The following is a 23,336-nucleotide window of genomic DNA, read 5'->3' on the forward strand; positions in this document are numbered from 1 at the left end:
TTATTTATAAGTGATACTTTGAGCTTTTGAGCCTATACTCTTCTTCAGAGTAGAGCTGATCTAAAGAGTTTTCTCCATAATATTTGAGAAAAACAGACTCTGCATATGAATCTTGCATACCCGCGATATAATCAATAATCAGTCTTTTTCTACTGTCCTTTAATTTATCAGAGGGCCTATATTCAGGAGGGAGGAGCTGATTTTCTTTATTAAAAGCTTTATCAATAAAAGCTTTGTACAATCCTTCTATAACGGCCTTTCCCTTTGCTTCATAAAGGTGGATTATGTCAGATCTATTAATGCACTCAAAAGTTACTTTTTTAAGTGCCTTCGATAAAACACCCCACTTTTTAAAACCCAATTCTTTTGATTGCTCTGTATTGGTTTTGTTTTTCATTTCTTCTTCCACCTCAACTAAACCAATATCTTTGATTAAGGTATCTACAATTTTTGACGTTAACTCCTTCTTAAAAAGGAAAGAGTATTCCTCTGATGAATTAAAAGACTCTCCTTTATATGCAAAGTCCCTACACTTCTCTACAAGCTCCTGAAACTTATCATCTGCGTTGCTGTCAGGATACTCCCTTTTTAACCATACCTTTAATTCATGAATAAATTCATCTATCGTAAATAGGCCTAAACTCAAAGAATCCTCCAAGTCATGAGCTGCATAGGCTATTTCGTCAGCAATATCAACAATCTGAACATCAAGTGTTCGTAGACATATATCATTCTTTCCAGCATATTTTGTTAACTTTTTATGATCATCTTTATAAAGATATTTGCCATCATGCTCTTCATTTTCTGAATAAATATATTTGGATGTTCCTAACAAAGATCGAAAAGTCAAGTTAAGTCCTCTGACATTAGGGGCCTTCTTTTCTAACTTGGTCAAGATCCTAACTGATTGTGCATTACCTTCAAAGTTAATCTCTTTATCTATGTCATTAAGTATAGTTTCACCGTAATGACCAAAAGGAGGATGACCTAAATCATGGCTTAATGCACACGTATCAATTACATACATGTCTTTTCCATAGAAAGATAAATCATCATCTTTAATTGCCCTCCTAAGATTACCAGCCATTGTTCTTGCTATTTGCGCAACTTCTAAGCTATGAGTTAATCTATTTCGATAAAATTTATCATGATGAATACCAAGGATCTGCATTTTGCCCTGAAGACGCCTAAACGAAGAAGAGTATAAAACTCTTGCATAATCTCTCTGATAATCATTACGCTCCCTTTCATCTATTTGGACTTCATGAGCTCTTTCATGAATTCCATTAATTTCTCTATACTTTTTCTTTATGTACTCTCTATCCTCTGTTGATAAATCAATTTCTTGATTCTTAGAACTCATTTCATTTTTGACTTATTAAAAAGAATTATTACGAACTCTTCTCCTGCATCCAGCTCTGGAAATCATTGAAAAGCATATGCACTAAAGCGTCCCGGAAGTCATCATCATCGTTGAACTTTTTGTAGAAACCGAAGTGCTCATCGATCATTTCCCGAGCATGCTCGCGGGCCTTATCTTCAAAAGTAATCTTGGCATTCTCTTTGGTATTGGCTTCGGCACTTTTTTGTACCGCCTCGTCCCTATATAGACGATCGCGGAATGCGGTAAATACTTTATCATCTTCACTAAAGTCTGTGCCGTATCGGTCATTAATCACCCGGATTATTTCGGATAGCGATTCCTCCGCTTCATTACTCCCCGATGTTTCTCCATCAATATCACCCGGCTTTAATTCTCCGCCTCCTCGCTTCGGATCTATATCCCCTTTAAACATGCGCTGGATACGATAAGAGTCCATATCAACTTCCTGCAATACTTCTCGTGGTAATTTTGACTCATCAAGTGAAATCAAGCGAAGCAGGTATTTACCGAAAGCATAGAACTTTTCCATCGGTACATCATCGAACGGAAGAATCTGGGAAAGAAAGGAATAGGTGCGAACATACTTGCGCAGCTTGCGATAAAAGTCACGCTGTTCATCTTCTCCAAGCTCATTAAACCGATCTGCAATCGGTACCAGTATATTCTGCAATTTTACCTGCTTTACATTCTTGGAAAAGTAGTGCTCAGCGAATTGATCAATATCTACTTCACTGTACAATCGATACTCCTCCAAATCCTCCATCAGATTATAAAGCACATTCTGGTCGGTTCCCTCACTTAAGAATGTCTTCTCGTAGTAATTACTAAATGAATGCTGTATATCCTGGGCCTCATTCGCAAAATCCAGCACCATCGTCCCCTGCTTTTGAGGATGCGTACGGTTAAGCCGACTTAACGTCTGCACCGCATTAACTCCCCCCAGCTTTTTATCCACATACATGGTATGCAGCAACGGTTGATCAAAACCCGTCTGAAATTTATTGGCCACCACCATAAACCGATAGTCTTGCTTCTTAAACTGATCCTTGGTCTGGGTTTGCGGAACACCATTCATGCCACTTTCTGTATATTCCTTTCCCGTTTCAGGATCTTTGACTGTGCCTGAAAATGCGGTGAGCACCTTATATGGATAGTTTTCTTCCCCTATAATTTTCTTAATCGCCAACCCAAACCGTACGGCATGCAACCGTGATCTCGTAACGACCATCGCTTTCCCCTTCCCCGCAATAGCATGTGAAACAAATTGATGAAAGTGATCCACAATGATTTTGGCCTTCTCATTGATCGCGTGCTCGTGCAGGCTAACAAACTTTTTAAGCATAGCTGAAGCTTTGCCCTGATCATACTTGGGGTCATCCTCAATAGACTTAAGCAACTTGAAATAACTGTTATAGGTCGTATAATTTTCGAGCACATCGATAATAAAATCTTCTTCTATAGCCTGACGCATGGTATATAGACTAAACGGCTCGTAACTGCCATCAGGCTGTTCAGTGCCAAATAACTCCAGCGTTTTTTCTTTGGGCGTAGCAGTAAACGCAAAATAACTGACGTTGGGTAACTGCCCTCTGCTCTGTACCAGTCGCTCAATATGATCAAACAGATCTTCTGGTTCTACATCGTCTGTGTCTTCTGCTTCATCCAGAGAAACCGGAGAAAGTACCTCATTCATCTGCCTTGTGGTACTACCGGCCATTGAGGAATGGGCCTCATCAATCAACACTGCAAAATTAGCTCCCTTATAATCTTTCATCGCTTCGGTGATATAGGGAAACTTCTGTAACGTTGTGGTGATAATCTTTTTGCCTTTACGAAGTGCCTCCTTTAAATCCTCAGAAGTGTCTTCATCTCCAATGGGTTCTACCAGCCCACGCTCTTTTTGAAACTCCAGTACTATATCGCGCAACTGTCTATCCAACACACGACGGTCGGTAATAACAATAACGGTATCAAACACTTTCTCATCCGTAGCATCATGCAAAGAGGAAAGCTGATGCCCCAGCCATGCAATGGTATTACTCTTACCACTACCTGCGCTGTGCTGTACTAAATACCGTTGGCCCGTACCATGTTCTTTGGCATGGTTCACCATTCGCCTGACTGCTTTAAGCTGGTGATACCGGGGGAAAAATAAGGTCTCCTTGGTCTTCTCTTTTCCCGTATTGGGATCAGTTTCTGTTTCTTCCATCGTGTGAACAAAGTGCTGGATAAGATTCAGCACGCTGTCTTTACTCCAGATCTTTTCCCACAAATAAGACGTCGCATACTTATCTTCATCTCCCATGGGCGTAGGATTTCCGGCTCCCCCCTGCTTGCCTTTATTAAAAGGTAGAAAATAACTTTTGTACCCTTCCAGCTTCGTGGTGTAGTAAACCTCCTCCGGATCTACCGCAAAGTGAGCCAAACACCGCTTAAACTGAAAGATAGGTTCATGCGACTCTCGGTCATCTTTATACTGAGCTATCGCATCCTTCACATCCTGACCATTCATGGGGTTCTTCAGCTCAACGGTAAAAATGGGCAGTCCATTAAGAAAGATGCCCATGTCGAGGCTGTTTTCGTTTTCTTCACTGTATTTGAGCTGACGCACTACCGAAAAGAAATTAGCCTTGTACTTTTTCTGCAGCTCTGGATTCAGGCTGGTATTAGGCTTAAAATAGGTCAACTTAAATCGACAGCCCGAAGCCCTGAGCACATTTCTAAATACGAAGATCGTCCCCCTGCGATCGATCTTCTTTTTTACTTCCTTCAGCAACTCATCCTCGGCATCTTCGCCTACTATGTCTTTATACTTTCGCCATTCTTTTGGCTGGGTCGCCTTGATGAAATCAATTACATCTTTCGGAATAAGGCAGAGTGACTTGTCATAGTCTTCGGTGGTACGCTGGCAGTATCCACCTGGTTGACCTGCCACAGTATATTCTTTGCCTTCTTCTTTGACGCGGTCGCCCTCCACCTGCTCCTGTAGCAGGACGTTTTCAATATCTTCCTCCAAGTACTGCTCTCTGATCTGTTGACTCATACTTAAGCTGTTTCCTTAGTTGATTTACCAAAGCCAGTGGGTAAAAGTTCTTTTTCTTTGATCCATCTATACGCAGATCTCCAACGTTCCTCGGATATTTTCTTTTTGTTGGGATGCCAGTTATTCAATATCTCATCTAAAACTTTATCCTCACTCGGTTCCTTGCCCTCAATTAAAAGGTCGTTATAAGCGGCATAGACTGTTGCAATAATTTCGGCCTGAGTAGAATTAGCATCATTAAAGATGCTCAATATTTGTTCTATTTCATCATCAAGCTCACCCCAACTATTTTTAAAATAATGACTCTTTTCGTAGGCCTTATGGGTTGGGGTATATACTTTCTGATCATAATTTTTACTCTCTTCTGATTCAATATTTATCCACCCATCTTTTTTAAGGTTATATTCAACCGAATTGATCAGTTGATTATCAAAAGGGCCGTGGTCCCACCGATTGTAATTACTATTAAATCCTTTTACTCGAAGATGGTACTCAACCAAGAAGAGAATTTTAACCAACATAATACGTCCGAAATGCTGGTTATCTTGCATACGCTTTATAATCTCCATCGCTAAAACGAACTTATCCCAACTGGAAATCTCTTTCCTCGGCTCTGAAATTTTTTCCTGAACTTCGGTTGCTCGTACATCAATTTTTCCTGTTACCGCAGCAGAAATAAGTGACTGTCGATACTCTTCAAATAATTTGATTTCTGACTCAATTTTTCGAGCAGCCTCTGATATAGTTTCATTAACCTTCCGAATGTATTCAACTATATTCTCCCTTTCTTCTTGAGCTATTACTGGTACTTTAATCTTTTTAAGGTACTGCCAGTAAATTCTATTTCTATCTTTGACCATGCCATAGGAATACCGATCTATCTCAGTTAAAAAATTAGAAGTTTGGAAAAGATAACCATAGAATTCAGTCGAACTTAACTCCCTTGGCCTCAAAACAGTATAATCGGGACTTACCAGACCATCCATTGGCACATCTCCAATTGCTCCCTGCCATGCTCTCATTTTATTTAATGCGATATCTCCTTCAGCAGCTTTCTTATAATTATTATAATCACTTGCTACTTGATGCACTTTTTTTTCAGACAAATCCCTTTCTCTAACTCCATGGTTTATCGTCACTTCTAATAGTGGAAGGTTAGGATAACCTCTATCATCAACCTCTTTAAACAAAGCACCAATTCTAATAGCGTCCCAATGCTCTGGTATCTTTCCCAACCACTCAATACCTGAATCCTTCATCGAAACATCAGGATCAAGACTTTTAGTAACAGCCTGAGTAATAAGCGCATGACGTTTTTCTTTCAGCCCTTCAATAAGCTGCTCTTTCTTTTGAATAAGTTGGTCGATGACATTGGTCTTGTTGTCGAGGAAGGTGGCGATGGAATCTTGTTCGGGAGGAGGGGGTAACCCTACCTTCTCATTTAGATATTGTGAACTATCTAAATTTTGAATTCCCGTTGTTTGCTTAATAGATCGAGTATTAACTCTCCCATGATAGAGGTGGTAATGAACATACCGCAAAAAGGATGAATTATAATTCTTTTTTACTGGCATCCGAGCTGTAAAGTTGGAGCAAACGGCATCCTTATCTAAGTCATAGAACATAACGGCACCTACAGGCTGCTTATCTCCACCACCTGACTTTTCGAGAATCAGATCTCCTTTTTTAAGAACTTTACCTTGTCTTTTATCCTTTGGCACTGACCGAATTGTGAAATCTTGGTTTGGTATTTCCAATAAGAATCGATCAAAATCAGCTACCCTTATACAAGGGATATCTGTCTGATCATCTTCGGGACTATCACCCCAAACACCATTCTGACAAAATTTTATTGTACTTTTTAATCGTTCAAAATCCCAATTCTGAGGAATCTCTCCGATCCAATCAACATCTGTTTCTTTCAATTCTTCTGACTTACGGTAGCGCATAGATTATGCCCCAAATACTTGCTTAAACTTATCTGCCTTATCTTTTAACCACCCGAAATAGTCCGGCCACTGGTCCTGATCCTCAAAATTAAAGTCTTTGGCCAACTTAATGCGACTTGCCTTCTTATCATCAAGTCGCTGCCACTCTAATTCTGAGCCAATTTCTTTCTCAATCTCTACTTTCCCTTCATGGAGCTCATCGAACCACTCCTTGTCATCTTGAATATAGAGTTCACATCCCAACTCTTGGTCCCGCGTATTTACAGTCAATGCAATATGTGCTTCGGAACTGCCAATACTTATTTCGTACCAATGCTGGGGAAACGCTTTTCGGGTGCCCAGCCGTGACCCTTTATCCTTACAAAAGGCCTTAAACTGCTGCCAGAAATCAAGCTGCATCAGCTTGGTCTCTGATAGATTCTTCGACTGTGTTTGCTCGCGCAGCGTTTTGGTCCACTCGTTGGGTTTTACAACAGTATTAAACTTCACCGCCGGTTTGGAGTCATCAATTTGCCACAGCTCCAACTTCAACAGAAAAAAGTTAAGCTCATTGCCCGTATGATCGTTGAGCCATTCCAGCGCCTGCCGGTGCTCGTCATTGGCTGCCTTTACAATCCAGACAATATACTCGGCGTCAAGTCCCGATCCATAGGTTACCAGTTTCCCCAAATGATCGTGGTCGGTCTGCTCCAGCTGGTTCTCGATGATCACTTTTCGTCCGGTATTCTCCTCTTCCGCCAGAATATCTACGCTATAGCGCCCGGTCCTTGCTTCCGACTCTATGGGAGCGATCTCAATGCCAATCTCATCAGAAAGCATTTCAAGGTTTTCAGGTTTCACCAGCCACGTCGTAAAGTCAAAAGCCTCATGTGACCAGCCTTTTCTAAGATCTACTTGCTGTAGGTTGCCAAATGTGCTCATAATAAATCAAATTCTATTTTTCGGACTTTAAATATTCCATGCCGACATCCGTAACAGTATAGGCTTGCTTGGGATGATTAGGCATATCCGGAATCGTGTACTGTAACTTACCTTCATCCATCAACGGTTGTATATACTTTCGCAAAATATACTTAGGCTCTCGATCCAACAGATCGGCCATTTCCTGAAGCTTCATATCTTTCCATCGGCAAACCGATAGTAAGAAAAGATTCATTTGTTTTTTAGTAGCCCTGTTTCCTATATCATCTAAAAATGCTTTTACCTCTTTTGGTAATTCTTCTTTTGAATCAACTGGTGCACTATCATCTCGAACTGGTGCACTATCTCCTTGATCAACTGGTGCACTATGGTCTTCAGATTGTTTTGAGTCCGTTTTATCAACTGGTGTACTATCTTCTCGAACTGGTGCACTATCATCAGCAAAATGAGGACCAGGCACGTAGTAAGTACCTCGTCCCTTTCCTTTTTGTTGAATTAATTTCTTATCTCTAAGACTACGTAATTCACCACTTGCCTTAAGCACATCAAGGTCACTTAATTGCCTAAATGTTGGATTATCAATTGCTCCTACCTCTCGTAAAAAGATGAGTGCACGCTTTTGTGAATCTGACAATGACTCAGCATCAAATTGAGTTAACCATTCGATGTCATCCTCACTTAAAAAGTGATGCAACAATAGACGTGCAGTAAAAGTATCTTCGCTTCTGTTAGACTCAAAAGTGGGAGGTGCCATACCGGCATCTTCAAGCAGTTTTCGCATTGCTCTAATTCCTGAACCTTTGGTCTCAGCCAAATTAGTCTCGTGAAATACAGCTGCAATATGCGGATTTCTAGTTTCTGATCCAGGATCCCCCAAACGCTCTTCAGGTTTAAGAGAGTAACCGGGATTCACTATCTCAATGCGATTATTATAGCGAATAATTTGAATGGGACTGTTTTTGCGATAAGAACGGTGCATTAAGGCATTTACAATGGCTTCACGTAGTGCTTTAGTGGGAAGCCCTACACTTTCCGCCTGTAACAATCCTTCTTCTAGCAAAAAACCCTTGGGGAGATCATCATTTACGGCATTCACTGTACGATTTACTAACTCTAATAAGGAACCACGCATATCTATAGTAGTAAACCGTTGGTCGGGATCTTCTACCCAGGTATTTCCCGGCACTCGAATGTAATCGACCCGAATCATTGGCATCACCCTGCGTAGTGCCGGACGCTTCCCGAAAAGCAGGAGTCCCGCTACTGTTACCTCATCATTCTTTACGCATCCAAGCGCCTCTAATAACTCTGTATCATCATACTCAAGCTCTGCAGCATAGGGATTAACGTTTTCGCGCAATGATCGGTACCGTTCAATAGCCTTTGGATCTAAATCACTTACTGAAGCATCACGAAGAACCGAAGAGTCGTACCCTTCACGCCCTTGATAAAAAACCTGTAAGTCATCCTCGGTACAACTCTGATCAGTAGAACCAATACGTCTGTATGCCCCTCTGGGTAACCCCTGGCTATTAAAGTAAATAGGCTTGGCCGAATCATCCTCCTCCGGAATAAAAACCACGATAACCGTTTCTCCCTCAAGCTCATCAACTTCTATCTGAGGGCGTAATGCTTTATTAAACTGGGAAGAACATTTCGACGCCAAATCCATTTGAATTTTATCGGGATCATCAATACCAACCACTTCATAGGACGGGAAAAGCCCACCCGAAGATGGTGCAACTCCCAGCAACAGGTAACCGCCCTCTAACCCAGGTTCATTAGCAAAGGCACAAACTGATTTCATGATAGCCTTATCTATCCCGGAAGCGGTCTTCGCTTCAATTCGCACATTTTCGTCCTGTGCATTGAGCTGTTTAAAAAGATCTTTAGCTGTTCTCATTATCAGTCAATCACTTCTTGCATTAAGTCTTGAATCTGTTCTTCAAGCGTTTTAATCTCATCTTCGATTTCATCCAACGGACGCGGTGGCTCGTATTCATAAAAATGACGAGTAAACGGAATTTCATAGCCCACACGTCCCACTTCGCCATCTTTCTCATCTGTATAGTCTTCATCAATCCAAGCCTCTGGTACGTGCGGTTTTACTTCTCTTTCAAAGTATTCAAACACATCTTCATTCAGCGGAACGTTTTCATAATCCCGTAGGTCCGTATCTGACTCTGGGTTGCCTTTCTTATCGCGTACGATATCTGCATCCTCATCCTTTTCGCCAATCGCCCGCTCAATAGCATTTAGTAAGCTCTTCTTAGGCTTATAGTCATGTTCACCAAATCGCTCTTTGAGCCGTTTAAAGAAGTTTCTGCTATTGGTGAACTTCTCATCACTCATCGAATGAAGCACATCCAGAATAAACTGCTGCTCTTTTTTACCTTCCTCAATTTCTTTCTGCTTTTCCTCTTTATTCTTTTTGCGGCTTTTTGCAAAATTCTGATAGACGCGTTCCTCTTTGAGTCGTTCTATGCGTTCCGGAATTGCATGATAATTCAGCCGCAAAGGTTGTTCTATACGCACCTTGCGGTAACCGAATTCCTCATTTTCAAAAATCTTGACCTTTTCACCTTCCTCAAAGTCCTCATACAGTTGTGTAATCTGTTTTATCTGCTCATCGGAGATTTGCCGCCTTTTATCTCCAAGACTCTTACGCATCGGCTCCCAGATATCAGAAGCATCAATGAGTTGCACTTTGCCTTTGCGTTCAGGAGATTTTTTGTTGGTTAGAATCCAGATATAGGTAGCAATGCCAGTATTATAGAAGAGTTGTTCAGGTAGAGCCACGATCGCCTCTAACCAGTCATTTTCCAATATCCACCGGCGGATTTCACTTTCTCCGCTTCCAGCATCACCGGTGAATAGCGGAGACCCGTTATGGATAACAGCGATACGACTCCCACCTTTGCCATTTTCAAAAGGCGCTTTATGGGAGAGCATATCTTGCGTAAATAGCAACTGGCCATCATTTTTTCGAGGAGTACCAGCACCAAACCGCCCCGCATAACCGCGATCAGCTTCATCCTGGACCTCTTTTTTATCTCGCTTCCAATCTTTACCATAGGGGGGATTAGCCAGCATGTAATTAAAGGTTTCCCCACTATGTTTTGGGTCCGATAGGGTGCTACCCTGCAAAATATTCTCCGCATCTTTACCATCGGAGGTTTTAAGAAAGAAGTCACTCTTGCTAACCGCGTATGTTTCTGGATTTAACTCTTGTCCAAATACTCGCACGTCCGCATCAGGATTGATCTCCTGGATCTTATCCTTGGTAATACTGAGCATACCCCCCGTTCCACAAGCTGGGTCATACACCTTTACAATAATACCTTCCTTTTGTAATTCTTCCAGATCAGGTTCCAATGCAATATTGGCCATCAAGTTAATCACTTCACGCGGAGTAAAGTGTTCACCAGGGTTTTCATTTGTTGCTTCATTAAACTTTCGGATGAGCTCTTCAAAAATATACCCCATCTCCATGTTGCTTACCGTATCCGGATGCAGGTCAATTTCATTAAAGCGCTGCATAACTTGGTATAGCAAGCCCTGATCATCCAGCTTTCGAATAGTGTTATCAAAGTCGAAATTATAGAGCACCTCGCGCATATTATCCGAAAAACCATTAATGTAACGGCGCAAGTTATCAGCTATATGTTCATGATCAGCCAGCAAGCGTTCGAAATCATACTTGGTGGTATTGTAAAAGGCATAACCGGAAGCCTGCCGGAGCAGATCATCCATGTCCTCCAGCTTATCCTTGTACTTGTTGTAGGTGGTAAGCACTTCTTCTTTGTTTGGCTGTAGTACACTATCTACGCGACGCAATACAGTAAAAGGGAGGATGACATCTTGATATTTTCCTCTCTTGAAGCTATCCCGAATAAGATTCGCTACATCCCAAATAAAATTAGCTCGTTCCCGGAAGTTGGTCATGTTGCTCTTAAAAAATTTTGATTAAACGCTGTAAACTTAAAAGCGTGTTTCGCTGCTTTGGCTTGTTATTTTCTTTAGCTCCTCATATTCATTGGAATCAAAAAGCTGAAGTGCATAATCCATGAGATCTTTGTAAGTGTAATCTTCCCGTGGTTCAGCCCCAGCCATTCGGAATGCTTCTTCAACATTGAGCATTAAGTCATAGAGTATTTCAGGCATCTCTTGACCTGAATGGTTATAGGTTCTTGATATTAGTTGTTCTTCAGGCATTACCTACTCAGTTACTTAAAATTGAAAGAATTAAAGTTCTTAATATAAGGGTAAGATCAAAACTTTTAATTGTTTATAAATTAAAAGCTGAATGAGTAGCCAGCAGTATTAAAAACTAACTTTTTTGATTTAATGACATGCTGATTTGCAGGTTACACTCCTAATGTCATTATCAAAATATTATGTCATTGGAATAGTCAATCATATCTATATTTCGGCACTATTCTTTGTTTACTGCCAATAATTAGAAATATAATTGACTGAAAAAGTTCTGAGCTTGGACCCTTTATCAAATAAGCTAAAACACCTCTTGTGTGTTACTAAAGGGACTTTTAAGAGCATGCCCCCCAGCTTGTACCCCTGCTTGGCCCCACCAAATATCAGCTCGTTATTAGTCCGTAAACTCAAATAATGTTAAATCATATCCCATGAAGCTGGATACCCCTTTTCGTTTAGTACAACTTCGACATTAGTGTTAATAGACTCTGCGGCTTTAAGAAATCCATCAACTTATACTGAAACACATAACCACGTAAAGTTCAGTTAAGCTACCACGTTAAATTTTGTCTTTAAAATTCGGTTGATCTCCCCAAATAATTATTGATTCATTTTCGGGGTGTGGGTCAATATGTACATGTTTAAAAGCCTTCCAAGAAGGGTAAACTCCTAAACTGCTGTACCCTTCGCCTTGTTGGTTTATATCAGCTCTCCAACAAATTACTACTTGTCCATTATGAAACTTCACACCATCAAGTACGCGACCAGAACCACTAATTCCAGTTTCGTCTTTTTGTCGTATTAAAGTAAATAATTTTGGTTCTTCCATAATGTTAAACTGATAGACTATATTTAAATCCTTCTTTTGTATTATCGTATATCTTAATGTCAGGATCTGCTTTGGGTAGTAAGGTACGACCAACCTCAATAGCAATAGGTATTGGTACAGCAGGAAATAAATGAATTACGCAATCTTCCCCATGTTTTTGTCTTATCTTTGCTAATAGTTTTCTGATCTCTTTACCAAATAATTCTAACTGCTCTAATGCTTTAAGAAATAATGGGTTAGGATTCGGAACACTCATTTCATAGATATTTAAATTTTTACCCAATAGGTCTGTAACCTCATCCACATGAACTTTGCCACTTAGGGAAAGAATCAACACAACATCATTAGGTTCTTCTTCCTTATTTTTTGGTTGCTTAATAAGTTCATATTTGAACTCTTCTTTTTCTAAATCTCTCCAACTCCAATTATCTGTATCTCGATGTTTTTGGTATAAGTCTGTTGGAACTTTATTCCCTAATTTTTTTCCAAAGTGTATTAGAAGTGGTATGGGGGCAAAGCCAAAAACTGAAATATGATTTATTTCTTTTCCATCAGGTCCAGATTGTAATTTCGTATTAACCTGTCTGGTAATATTTTTAGCATTTACAGTCCAATATTCTGGATCTTTTTCGGTCAGAGTGCTACTCGTTAGATCAATTTTTATTATTTGATCAGAAGCAGGAAACCTTTCAGGTAACATTGCTTGTTTCGCATCTTTAAAATTGACGAAACCTTTATGTTGATCAATATTTGCTGTTAAACTCACGATATAAGATTTTCGATGTGCATCAAGGGATGTTACTAATTCAATCCTTTGTTCGTGTTCCTTTTTAAACTGTCGTAGTAACTCAACAGGATGGTGTTCTTCAGGTTCTTCTCCTTTCTCATTTTTATTATCAATCAGGCGATGATGAACATCGCAAAGCAACATAAGATTAGATATATCATCAGATAATTTTTCAGAAAGGTCTTTATCTCCTCTAGGTCCACCAGGTGTATCAGCAATAATATGTGCCATATAAGCGATATTCATTTTATTATATGTGACACTATCTTTCCACAAGGGCTTATTACACCCAGGGTATTCACACCTACCTCCTGATATCAACCATAATTTAGTTTTGTTTTTTGTGCTAATACTAGTTGATGACATATTAAATCTTTTGTAATTCTCTTATAGCGTTATTCTTTACTAGTGCTTCCCATGCTTTTACTTCCTCAATCCCTACAATAATGAAAAATAAGCTATGGTGATCGAAACTGTCCCGAACAATTTTTTCTCTCCAACCTTTTATGTCAAAACTTGAAGGCGAAGGGTTTTTTTCAGGGTGTGTATGCCATTCTCCTAAGTAGTTGCAGGTACCCTCTGATGACTCCCATTCTTGGTCAACAATATCTTGATGTTGCAAATCCCTTTTACAAAAATAATATCTCTTTCTAACATCACGTTCGAAGGGTATTGTAATTTTATCAACGATTATGTCATTAGAATTTTTGATATATCTGCCTAATAGCAACCCACCTGCTTCTTTTTTGGTTGGTTCATTCTGTCGATATTGAGAAAATGACTCAATAGATTCGGATGATATTTTAAGCTTTCCATTATTGGTTGTTTTAAAAGTCATCTATTCCCCGCCACAGATACTGCAGGTATGATTAATATATTTGTATCGATTCTCGAATAGTTCTTCTGTCGTTTGTTGGTATCTGTTAGAAAGTTCAAATCCAGCATTGATAAATTCTTCCTTTTCTCCTTTCCAAGAATAAAGAGGGTTTCCTGATATCTTACTTTTTAATGCATTTATAGCCATTTTTGTTGCTAAGCTTGCAGTATTCAATGCGCTCAAGGAGCCATAGGGTGTGAATGCATTACCGCAGCCATCAATTGTTTTGAAAAATGTTTGGCCTGGAGCTGCAAAAGAGGCTCTATTATAATATTCTTGTTGGTCTTCAATCTCTTTATAAGTAAAAAGACATTTGAAACATCCATTTTCTGAATTGTTAAATAGGAGAGCGTGTCCCCCGATTCCATAGGGTTCGAGCCAAGTAAATATCGTTTTGGCGTCAATATCTCTTTCTACAATAAACTTATTAAGATATAGTTCCATTGAGGGTTCCCCCATCGCGGAAATAATTAAATCAAATTTATCGAGCTTTAAATCTTTTTCAATCGCCTTTTCAACTCTTTGGTTGTACGTAGATATATGTACTTGAGGAATTTTTCTCTCTAACTCTTTTTTTAAAGCTACAGCTTTATTATTTCCAACATGATCTTTTCCCAAGGTATGACGATATGCATTCTCAATTTCCATTTTGTCATGATCCACTAATGTAAGATCAGAAATCCCAGCTCTTGCCAATTCTGTTGCTATATACCCACCTACAGATCCACATCCTATCAAGATTACACTCTTGTGCGATAATAGATCAGTCTGATGAGACCTAGAGGTTATGTAGCTTTTGTCTTTTCTATTAATATTTAATGGAGTAATTTTTCCTGCTTGACCATTTAAGAGCGGGTGTCCAGTAGAAATATCTTGAAATTCAATACCAAAGATAGCCTTTCCTTCAAGAGTCCTAGGAATTGAAACAAATATTTTTTCATTTCTTCGAAGCCTGCGTTGTTCTAACTTCTTTAAGAGTAGATCTTTTTTAGAAAGGGTTAGGTTAGACCAAATTTTCTGGTTAATAATTTCTATGGTCCAGTTTTCATCATATCGTGGAGGGGTTATATCATTTCTGTCTAAAGGAATATAAATTGCAGTTTCTAGAATAATATCATTTTTCGTATAACGAGAAGTTTTACTCCTGTCTTCTTTATTAAAGATTAAGGATAAAGTATCTTCCCTATCAACAATACAAATTTCTCTTATTTTATTATTCAGTTCTAAAAAAGAGATATAGTTTTTTATTCCTTTTTGCTTGGACCAATATGACTCAAACTCATCCACAAAGTCAGATAAATTTTCCCCATTCAACCCAGTTCGAAGATTTAGAATAGCTCTTTTATGTGCATCTTCTAATATATTTTGCGGAGTTTCACTATTTAAAACAAGACCTTCTTTTTGAGCATAACATATCCATCCATCAGGTTCTACATGAGGAATAAATCCCAATTGATCCCAAGGGATTAAAAATACATGTGGCAGGCTATGCGGGAATGATGAGTCTAATCCGATAGCAAGAGAGAGTTCTTTGCCATCAAATTGGAAGTTGAAGTGAGCTGCAGCAACAACCTGCCATCTATCCCTGAAATCCGGCTCATCTATTAGCTTGTGATTGTATATATCAGGGTTCTCTGAACAGAATTTCTCAAGATAATTTTCAAGTTCTCCTATGTCAGACATTATTAAGCAGATGCACTAGAAGTAGAAATCCCCCGACTTTTCTTTTCAGCAGTATCTTTCTTTTCTGGAACTGGGAAATCATCCCCAAAATACCTGCGGAGAATTTTACAAGCTTCATGGGGATCAGGCTCATCCGAGGCATCTTGTAATCCTTGCTTCAGATCTTCCAATTCACTTTTGAAATCTTCCATTTGGATATTTGTCATCTTACTAAATACATCGTTATAAGGCTCAGCTGGCAATTTAGCAACAAGCCTTTCGACATATTCCTCCTCTTCCTCATCCCATACTTCAGAAAAGTTATTAAGCATAGAACCAACAAAGGATTCTAAAGCAGAAAAATCGTCCAGATCATTAGAAAAGATGTCTTCATATTTGGGTGAATACCAATTGTATGCTGCTACCGTTAATCCAATACCTACTGGGGCAGCATTACCATCATTACGAAATTGTAAATCCTTCCACCTCTTTAAATACCTAATGATTCTTCGGTACTGCTTATCTTCCTCTCCAGAAAACTGAGATTTAAATTCTTCAATTACACCTTTTGGATCTGCATCTTCCCAAAATCGATATTCGTCAAGCGAATTCTGCTTCCCTCTTGCCAATTGGTATTCATCATCAATTATTAATGAGTAAGGATTTTCTTCAAGAGAATAAACTGCAAGATCGACATGATATTGAGGATCATTTCCAGTCGAATATTCAACACGTACACAGGGTTCTTTTATTTCTACTGAATTTGTGTGTCCATCCAACGCTTCAAATATCCATTCCTTCACTTCTACTGGATCTTCATATTCATCTGGACTCACATTAAAATGTACTCCAATGTCTATATCGTAATCACCATCTTCTATGGGTTTAATACCTGTACCCATTTCATAGCTCCCTTGGTTAAACCAATCCCAATCAGGAAGTTCTTCCTCTTTATCGTCAAAGATATTATCAAGTCGGTCTTTTAATTTATCAATAATTATATCCCTTTTTTCTCTCAGTGTCTCGTTCTCTTCAAATCTTTTCAGCTTAATATTTTCATGAAATTGTTTGAAGTGCTTTTGTAAAGAACTCATAAAAACTCTCTTTTAGTTTATGATTTACTAATTAAGTTAATGCAATAACTATAAGGACATACAAAAAGTAAATAATTAGACTGTCAAATCTTGTCACCCCTTATTAAGTATTCCCAATTAGTGAATTAATTCCATACTGAGCTCAAACTCTCTGTCCATAGGCGGCCTACTGTCATGTTCTTTCATATACGCACGAGAACAACTAGTAATAATTTCAGTAATTTTAGTTATTAACTGCAAAAGGGGTCGAACTTCCGCCCATTTTGCAGGTGAAAAATAAAAGAACATATTATTGGCTATCCTAAATCTAAATCATCAAAATAGTGATATATCCCTTTAATTTAAGCTTTGATAATGACATTACTTATGTCATTATCAAAATATCATGTCATCGGAATAGTCAATCATATCTATATTTCGGCACTATTCTTTGTTTACTGCCAATATTTAGAAATATAATTGACTGAAAAAGTTATGAGCTAGGACCCTTTATCAAATATGTAAACCACCCTTTATGTATTGTTAAAGGCATTTAAAAGAACATGGCACCTAGCTTGTACCCCTTTGTACCCATGTCATTTCTAACTGAACAAATTGAGTATTAAGAAATGAATAGAACTCTCCTATAAGCATTGTAATAGCATCACCCCAACTTTAAATAACTATCAAAGATTATCCCAAGAAGCTGGATATCCCTTCTCATTTAATACAACGCGCAACTTAGAAACAAGCTCTCCTTGTTTAAACTTGTCCAAATCATATTGAATGAGGTAATCTCCTAAATCATAGCCTTCTTCTTTATCATTTCTATCAGAATATTCTTCAAGCAAGTTCGATACCCTGATATCACAAAAGTATGATAAACTTTCGGCTTTCTGTTGCCAATCCTGATAAGCGCCCAAGTCTGGAAATAGCGTAACACTCCGACCCATTAAGCACTTACAACACTCTGGTTTCAAGTTGGACTTTGCCCCTGTTGCCAGCCAAATGAATTCAGGAAAATACACACTGCTAATTATTGCCGTTTTCTCACTTTCAACAATGGCTACAGGGATCCTTTTGTCATCTGTTAACAAATGCTCTCCAAACAAACACTGCTGAAGATTATAATTCTCATATAATAAGTTATGCACCCAGTTTATATGCGAATAAGGGTCTTTAACTCGATGGCCATAGGTATCATATAGCATGACCTTACCAGTACGGATCATGCCCTGGATATCAATTTGCCAAAAGACCGTTGCTCCATCCCAATGTTTTGAAGTACCAATTTTGTAAGTATTAATTAAGCTACTAACGGTATTACTATCAAATAGGGAATGAAGGTATTTTATAAACCTATTTTGACCGTAATGCTTTAAACTAGCTGTATAATACTTGTCGGAGATGTAGTCTATTGGCTTGGGAATGTTCTGTAAATTGCCCTCTACTTGCCAAGAGGTAAAATTGGTATTACCGTATTTATCACCATATGGATTTAAGAAATAACCGCAACTGCTTTCTCGATCACATCGGCCATATTTAGCTGGCAAATACTCTTTAGTCTGCTGATCCATGAATCTTACGAATCGTCTTTTGTCACATTGCGGACATTGAAATTTCTTGCTGCTCTCATCCAGTATGTACCGGTAGCTTTGGTTAGATAGGCTCATAAAAGTTTTTTCAGAAACTACATTTGCTACATTATCTACATGGGACCTTTCTCTAAAGCATTTAAACAGGGAATTGATGTAGTAGATGTAGATAGTGCAGGTTTAAAAGAAAAGTTTTTTATTGTTGGGCTTTCTTTAGATACACCACATTACCAGAAGACCTGCGCTTTACTTGGATCCCGGAGTTTTTAAGGCGCTTACTGAATTTTCGTTTACTCACCGGATAATAGCCGTCGTCTCCACAAAAACCCTTGTACTTGCTAAACAGCTCGGATAACCCAATGTATATTTCAACGGAAGTTTTATAATTGCTTTCATTCAAAAACATCTGCACTGAATCTGACTCAAGTCGGTACTGCTGATTTTGGAGTTCAACAGTATCGCTATAAGTAAATTCTCTCTGTCTCAAAAGTCGCTGCAGTCCTTCCAGCACCCAATTGAATACCCCCGACAATTCTGTTTGAATAATCTTGATTGCCAACTCTTTATCCTGCTTCGATTCTGGAATTGTTTTATCAAAAGGAATGATCATGAAACGCCTGAAAAAGGCATTGGTATGCTCTACATCAGATGGCAACTCATTACAGTTGAAAATAAGTTTTGCATAATCAGTAAGAGTAAACGGCTCACCATACGGCAATCGAGCTTGAACGGGTTCTCCGGATACAAGCTGTTTAAAAAGAGCCGTCCCCATATTACCGTTAATCTCACTGGCATAATTAACCAAGCGGTTAGCCAGTTTGGCCCTGTAGTAGCCCGATTCATTTGTTAAAGACTGCAGCGTATAGGTTGAAACATTCTCACTACCAAAAAGAGCATTTATTATCTCAAAGAATACACTCTTTCCATTTGCTCCAGTCCCATACAAGATCAGCGCTTTCTCTAGCTTTAACGTGGAGGATCTCACAAATACATATCCTATATACTCAGCGAGTAGTTGTTGCATAACCTGATCTGGTAAAACCTCATCCAAATACTGGGTAAATCTTGGCGCAGTTGCATCCTTATTGAACTCAAAGGGCAACTGGTAGGTTAAAAAATCAGTTCGTTTTGGGTTGCGAATTTTTACTGGATTTCTTTTGCCAGGATTAATTTCTACAGTACCATTTTTAAGGTTGACAAGTACCAAGCCCTCAGGTTGTTTGGGCGTAGGAAGGTGAGCTATACTCATGAATTGCTTAAGTAATTTCTCTCTAAACTGATAATAATGAGCATCAAATTTACTAACCCCCATTTTATTGGCAGCATGTCCTAAAAACCCTTCCATTTGGCCTTCTTCAAGCTGGCTCCAGTAGGCCCCGTTATATAAGTAGATGAAATCGTGCTTTTTGCATAGTCCCCAGTTGTTGTATTTAGCAAGCTCCAAAATCTTCTCAATGGAGATTACGATATAATGCTTCTTACTTAATTTGTCAGTCTCGGCCTCGCGGTGGAAGTTCACTTTCTCCACCATTTCTAATAGCCGGTTGAGTATTTCTTTATGAGGGATAGGTGATGGAGGTTTGGCATGCTGGAGAACCCCATTTTTGAGTATTTCAGGCGTTAAACGGCTCATATCTAACTGGTTAGTTATAATTGCTTTTGATTATGATTGAGAAAGGATTAGTCACAAAAAAATGGGCAGGTATGGCTAAAAACTATTAGCTATACCTGCCCTACAGTACTGCACTAATTGAGCACTTGCTGCTTTGGTTCTTCCGTACGCTCATCCATCCACTCTTCAATTTGTGAACGTCTCCAGCCAACAGCTCTTTTTCCTATCCGGACTTTCGGAGGTAGCTCTCCATTACTTATCATTCGATATAAGGTGGGAATAGAAATGCTTAGTAAATCAGCTAATTGATTGGGTCGTATAAGAGATAAGTTTTTCATAGGTCTAAAACGTTTGATTAGTATTTAATACGCTTCAAACCTACTGTTAATACAAGCCTCAGGTAAGATGACAACGGTTACTTTCGTAGGGTGACAATTGTTACTTTGCCCCTGAACTCCGTTTCTTGTCAAATCTACTCTTGGCCCTTTTGAAACTGTAAAAAGAAGTGTACCTGGGTACTAATCCAAGGTCCGCTCTTAGTTGTTCTATTACCCCGTAAACCTCTTCCCAAGTACGATCATTACTATAAAGCTCATAAGCAGTTATCCAATAGTCATCTTTCTGTAAATCGAAACTCTTGAACACCTCTCCCTTGAGATCTTCCCTTTCTTGCTCACCCAGCTCTTCTGGCAGTTTAATCCTTTGCGGATAGGCCTCTTCATTTACTTTATGTATGACAAGCCCCAAAGATGTTAGATGTATCCTGTGGTCTATAAACCCATTGTAAAATTCATATAGGTCGAGAACCTCTTTTAGGATAGGCAGCTCGATATTTACATTTTCTTCCCCGTAAATAATTTTGACAAACTTTTTAGTATCGGCCAGCAAATCTTCCATGATTTCAAATATATCTGGATAACAGATCTCTTCAGGCATTGAAATCAAATCAAGCAAGGAAAAAATTCTGGCTTTAAAGAATCGAACCTCAGTAGTATCTCCTTTTTCATACTCCCTACTTAGTAGAAGTATCCCATTTTTGACCCTTTCTTTCCTTTTTTCCAAAGATCTATGTTTTGCATCTGACGTCTTACCAAGTAGATCCAGTATGTTAGCAAAATCAGCCTGCGCACCAACGCGATGCTTATTATAATGGTCCGCATAAACGGTGAAGAAATGAAATAGTACGTTCTCTCTGCGTTCCTGCTCTTTACTAGAACTCCCTTCCCACTGTAAATCAGCTAAGGTTAGCCTATTTGTCATTCTTACCTGCCAACAATTACTTTATTATTTTTCTCAGCCAGAATCTTTCGCAGGTTCTTGCTCCATAGCTCCAAGGCATCGTGCTTTTCATCCATATAACTGTGCCGGTCATAAATGGCCGTTACCTGTCCATCCCCAGCCAGCCCTTTATGATTTAATATTTTACCTAATACCGTACGCTCTATTCCTAACTTAGCCAAGTAAGTTGCGACCGTACGCCTCAGATCATGAGGACGAAAATCAGAAACCTTCGTATTATTTTTGATTGCCTGGCGGACTCTACTTAGTGAATCTAGTGGCTTTTTAGGATTCTGCGGGGAAGCGAAGACATATTCACTCTTTCCATTTAACTTTTTCATACGGCCAATAATCTCTAAAGCCATTGAGGATAGTGGAACATCATGAGGTTGCTTATTTTTCGCTAATGAAGCTGGAATGGTCCATACTTTTCCTTGGATATCTATCCATCTCATCTGCATAGTTTCGGTCTTTCTCTGGCCACAGATCAAAAGCATTTGTAATACTGACTGCGTGGGTTCCCCCCAGTCCTCAAAAAAGCCCCATAGCTTGCGTATCTCCTCTTCGCTGTAGTATCGATGTCGTTTGGACTCCCCTTGCTTGTAGGTGGATATATTTTGTATAGGATTCATTTCTACATGTCCTCTTTCCATACCAAAAGTAAAGATCCTAGATAACCGGGACCTTATCCGGTTGGCCATGGTAGGAGACTTATCTTTGTAGGCTTTATTATCTAAGATTTCTACGATCTCGTGTTTGGTAATTTTAACGACGGGGAATTTACCGAACACCGGTATTAATTCCTTGTCAATAATTCTAATATATTCTTTCTGAGTGTTCTCCCTCAAAGTAGGCAGATACTTTTCTTTGAACTCTTCGACCAGCTCAGAAAAAGTTTTCAGCCCGTGGATATTCTTTTTCTTTTGTCTCTCTGCTTGGGGATCCAATCCATCTAATACCATGACCCTCAGTCTTGACACTTCATCACGAGCTTCTTTTATGCCAACTGCATCAAACTGACCTATGGTGTATCTGCGAATCTTGTTATTGATCCGGTATCGGTAGAAAAAGGTTTTTGTACCATTTTTGGTAACTCGCAGCCCCAATCCCTTTTCTCCCTCATCAAATATTTCTATTCTTTTGCCCTGAGACTCTATTGCTTTTACAGCTTGGTGATTAAAACGTATTGATGCCATTTACTTTTTTAAAAATTGTTTGTACCCCCAATCTCGGGGTAACAGCGGGGTAACACGATGGTGCGCACATCCGAGAATTGTTGATAATTAAAGATAACTATAATTTATTGCGCCCCAAGAACTTGCGTAAGTTTTGGTAGGCCTTAATAACTTACGAAATTTACTTTTAAATTGCTGTCACGCAGGAGGTCGCGAGTTCGAATCTCGTCCGGATCGCTTTACGAAAAGCCGCTAACTCACAAAGAGTTAGCGGCTATTTTGTTTTGTTGGACCTACTATTTATCTCGCCAATTATTCATTTTGGGGTGAAGAAATCAGCTATCCAATTCTAATATTCAACTCAAAAATAAATTTTGAGAATCATACTCTGAAAGACGGGGCTTTCTGTAAAATCCTAAAGAACTGGTTGCCAGCTAAAGGTTTGAAATGATTACTTAAATAAATCTAATAATTAATAACCAACTCTAAATCACGTTAGAGTATATATTATATAACTGATCAATTACCTCATTTGGTCATAAACAAAATACCTGTATCAAATTTCACCTTCAGATATATATGCTCTTCAAGCATTTATAGGTTAATAACATAAGATCTTAAAAGAATCAATTTTGGATTATCTTCTTTATACTTCTCTCCGATAATCTTTTATAACCATTTTTAAATAAAAAATATCACGAACAAAGTATAAAGAACTCCTCCAATGCCCGCAGCCATAAGAGCCAACGGAATCTGTGTCTTAACGTGATCCATCAAATCGCTGCCGGTGGCCAGCGACGAAAGAATCGTCGTATCAGAAATTGGCGAACACTGATCGCCGAATACACTGCCTCCGACTACGGCTCCAAAACAAAGCGTGATAAAAAAGGGATCAGGCAGTATGGTCCAGGCCAGCGGCATCGCTACCGGAAATACGAC

At 39.0% G+C, this 23,336-nt stretch carries 18 protein-coding genes; all 18 read right to left on the bottom strand.

Translation table 11 applies throughout. From position 1 onward, the window contains the following. Window positions 1-4: 4 nt before the first annotated feature. Window positions 5-1,363 carry a deoxyguanosinetriphosphate triphosphohydrolase family protein gene (locus ACQ76V_RS14130; protein ID WP_441001156.1) on the bottom strand — a complete coding sequence of 453 codons (1,359 nt, stop codon included), beginning with the start codon at window positions 1,361-1,363 and terminating at the stop codon, window positions 5-7. 28 nt (window positions 1,364-1,391) lie between these two features. After that, window positions 1,392-4,427, bottom strand: coding sequence for a type I restriction endonuclease subunit R (locus ACQ76V_RS14135; RefSeq protein ID WP_441001157.1), 3,036 nt, complete (start codon window positions 4,425-4,427; stop codon window positions 1,392-1,394). Between the two features lie 2 nt (window positions 4,428-4,429). Then, window positions 4,430-6,376 carry a restriction endonuclease subunit S gene (locus tag ACQ76V_RS14140; protein WP_441001158.1) on the bottom strand — a complete coding sequence of 649 codons (1,947 nt, stop codon included), beginning with the start codon at window positions 6,374-6,376 and terminating at the stop codon, window positions 4,430-4,432. Window positions 6,377-6,379: 3 nt separating this feature from the next. After that, on the bottom strand, window positions 6,380-7,297 hold the full coding sequence (locus tag ACQ76V_RS14145; RefSeq protein WP_441001159.1) for a DUF4268 domain-containing protein: 918 nt from the start codon (window positions 7,295-7,297) through the stop codon (window positions 6,380-6,382). A gap of 13 nt (window positions 7,298-7,310) precedes the next feature. After that, complete coding sequence (locus tag ACQ76V_RS14150) at window positions 7,311-9,200, bottom strand: ATP-binding protein (RefSeq protein WP_441001160.1); 1,890 nt, start codon at window positions 9,198-9,200, stop codon at window positions 7,311-7,313. Window positions 9,201-9,202: 2 nt separating this feature from the next. Beyond that, window positions 9,203-11,242 (bottom strand): type I restriction-modification system subunit M, encoded by a 2,040-nt coding sequence (locus tag ACQ76V_RS14155; protein WP_441001161.1) that lies wholly within the window; start codon window positions 11,240-11,242, stop codon window positions 9,203-9,205. Between the two features lie 36 nt (window positions 11,243-11,278). After that, complete coding sequence (locus tag ACQ76V_RS14160; protein ID WP_441001162.1) at window positions 11,279-11,512, bottom strand: hypothetical protein; 234 nt, start codon at window positions 11,510-11,512, stop codon at window positions 11,279-11,281. Between the two features lie 556 nt (window positions 11,513-12,068). After that, a complete protein-coding gene (locus ACQ76V_RS14165; protein ID WP_441001163.1) occupies window positions 12,069-12,338 on the bottom strand; it encodes a hypothetical protein in 270 nt (89 codons plus the stop codon). Between the two features lie 4 nt (window positions 12,339-12,342). Beyond that, a complete protein-coding gene (locus tag ACQ76V_RS14170) occupies window positions 12,343-13,491 on the bottom strand; it encodes an HNH endonuclease (protein ID WP_441001164.1) in 1,149 nt (382 codons plus the stop codon). Between the two features lies 1 nt (window position 13,492). Then, the gene (locus ACQ76V_RS14175) at window positions 13,493-13,963 is read right to left on the bottom strand and encodes a Mov34/MPN/PAD-1 family protein (RefSeq protein ID WP_441001165.1); all 471 of its coding nucleotides are present in this window, start codon (window positions 13,961-13,963) and stop codon (window positions 13,493-13,495) included. Further along, window positions 13,964-15,685, bottom strand: a complete 1,722-nt coding sequence (locus ACQ76V_RS14180; protein ID WP_441001166.1) for a ThiF family adenylyltransferase — start codon at window positions 15,683-15,685, stop codon at window positions 13,964-13,966. Between the two features lie 2 nt (window positions 15,686-15,687). Further along, window positions 15,688-16,758, bottom strand: coding sequence for a nucleotidyltransferase domain-containing protein (locus ACQ76V_RS14185; RefSeq protein ID WP_441001167.1), 1,071 nt, complete (start codon window positions 16,756-16,758; stop codon window positions 15,688-15,690). A gap of 665 nt (window positions 16,759-17,423) precedes the next feature. Next, on the bottom strand, window positions 17,424-18,410 hold the full coding sequence (locus ACQ76V_RS14190) for a DUF6371 domain-containing protein (protein ID WP_441001168.1): 987 nt from the start codon (window positions 18,408-18,410) through the stop codon (window positions 17,424-17,426). Between the two features lie 118 nt (window positions 18,411-18,528). Beyond that, the gene (locus ACQ76V_RS14195) at window positions 18,529-19,965 is read right to left on the bottom strand and encodes a DNA primase family protein (protein ID WP_441001169.1); all 1,437 of its coding nucleotides are present in this window, start codon (window positions 19,963-19,965) and stop codon (window positions 18,529-18,531) included. A gap of 113 nt (window positions 19,966-20,078) precedes the next feature. After that, the gene (locus ACQ76V_RS14200; protein WP_441001170.1) at window positions 20,079-20,282 is read right to left on the bottom strand and encodes a helix-turn-helix transcriptional regulator; all 204 of its coding nucleotides are present in this window, start codon (window positions 20,280-20,282) and stop codon (window positions 20,079-20,081) included. A gap of 100 nt (window positions 20,283-20,382) precedes the next feature. Next, window positions 20,383-21,006 carry a hypothetical protein gene (locus ACQ76V_RS14205; protein WP_441001171.1) on the bottom strand — a complete coding sequence of 208 codons (624 nt, stop codon included), beginning with the start codon at window positions 21,004-21,006 and terminating at the stop codon, window positions 20,383-20,385. Window positions 21,007-21,206: 200 nt separating this feature from the next. Further along, window positions 21,207-22,418, bottom strand: coding sequence for a tyrosine-type recombinase/integrase (locus tag ACQ76V_RS14210; protein WP_441001172.1), 1,212 nt, complete (start codon window positions 22,416-22,418; stop codon window positions 21,207-21,209). A gap of 660 nt (window positions 22,419-23,078) precedes the next feature. Further along, window positions 23,079-23,336: Na+/H+ antiporter NhaC family protein (locus ACQ76V_RS14215; RefSeq protein WP_441001173.1), on the bottom strand; the 258-nt coding region annotated here is incomplete at its 5' end.

Origin of the sequence: Fodinibius sp. SL11, assembly GCF_052060035.1 — a bacterium.
GTDB lineage: Bacteria > Bacteroidota > Rhodothermia > Balneolales > Balneolaceae > Fodinibius.

What these genes read in the sequence shown, in the direction of transcription:
- ACQ76V_RS14130 (WP_441001156.1), bottom strand. Translation starts at nt 1,363, where the DNA reads ATGAGTTCTAAGAATCAAGAAATTGATTTATCAACAGAGGATAGAGAG.
- ACQ76V_RS14135 (WP_441001157.1), bottom strand. Translation starts at nt 4,427, where the DNA reads ATGAGTCAACAGATCAGAGAGCAGTACTTGGAGGAAGATATTGAAAAC.
- ACQ76V_RS14140 (WP_441001158.1), bottom strand. Translation starts at nt 6,376, where the DNA reads ATGCGCTACCGTAAGTCAGAAGAATTGAAAGAAACAGATGTTGATTGG.
- ACQ76V_RS14145 (WP_441001159.1), bottom strand. Translation starts at nt 7,297, where the DNA reads ATGAGCACATTTGGCAACCTACAGCAAGTAGATCTTAGAAAAGGCTGG.
- ACQ76V_RS14150 (WP_441001160.1), bottom strand. Translation starts at nt 9,200, where the DNA reads ATGAGAACAGCTAAAGATCTTTTTAAACAGCTCAATGCACAGGACGAA.
- ACQ76V_RS14155 (WP_441001161.1), bottom strand. Translation starts at nt 11,242, where the DNA reads ATGACCAACTTCCGGGAACGAGCTAATTTTATTTGGGATGTAGCGAAT.
- ACQ76V_RS14160 (WP_441001162.1), bottom strand. Translation starts at nt 11,512, where the DNA reads ATGCCTGAAGAACAACTAATATCAAGAACCTATAACCATTCAGGTCAA.
- ACQ76V_RS14165 (WP_441001163.1), bottom strand. Translation starts at nt 12,338, where the DNA reads ATGGAAGAACCAAAATTATTTACTTTAATACGACAAAAAGACGAAACT.
- ACQ76V_RS14170 (WP_441001164.1), bottom strand. Translation starts at nt 13,491, where the DNA reads ATGTCATCAACTAGTATTAGCACAAAAAACAAAACTAAATTATGGTTG.
- ACQ76V_RS14175 (WP_441001165.1), bottom strand. Translation starts at nt 13,963, where the DNA reads ATGACTTTTAAAACAACCAATAATGGAAAGCTTAAAATATCATCCGAA.
- ACQ76V_RS14180 (WP_441001166.1), bottom strand. Translation starts at nt 15,685, where the DNA reads ATGTCTGACATAGGAGAACTTGAAAATTATCTTGAGAAATTCTGTTCA.
- ACQ76V_RS14185 (WP_441001167.1), bottom strand. Translation starts at nt 16,758, where the DNA reads ATGAGTTCTTTACAAAAGCACTTCAAACAATTTCATGAAAATATTAAG.
- ACQ76V_RS14190 (WP_441001168.1), bottom strand. Translation starts at nt 18,410, where the DNA reads ATGAGCCTATCTAACCAAAGCTACCGGTACATACTGGATGAGAGCAGC.
- ACQ76V_RS14195 (WP_441001169.1), bottom strand. Translation starts at nt 19,965, where the DNA reads ATGAGCCGTTTAACGCCTGAAATACTCAAAAATGGGGTTCTCCAGCAT.
- ACQ76V_RS14200 (WP_441001170.1), bottom strand. Translation starts at nt 20,282, where the DNA reads ATGAAAAACTTATCTCTTATACGACCCAATCAATTAGCTGATTTACTA.
- ACQ76V_RS14210 (WP_441001172.1), bottom strand. Translation starts at nt 22,418, where the DNA reads ATGGCATCAATACGTTTTAATCACCAAGCTGTAAAAGCAATAGAGTCT.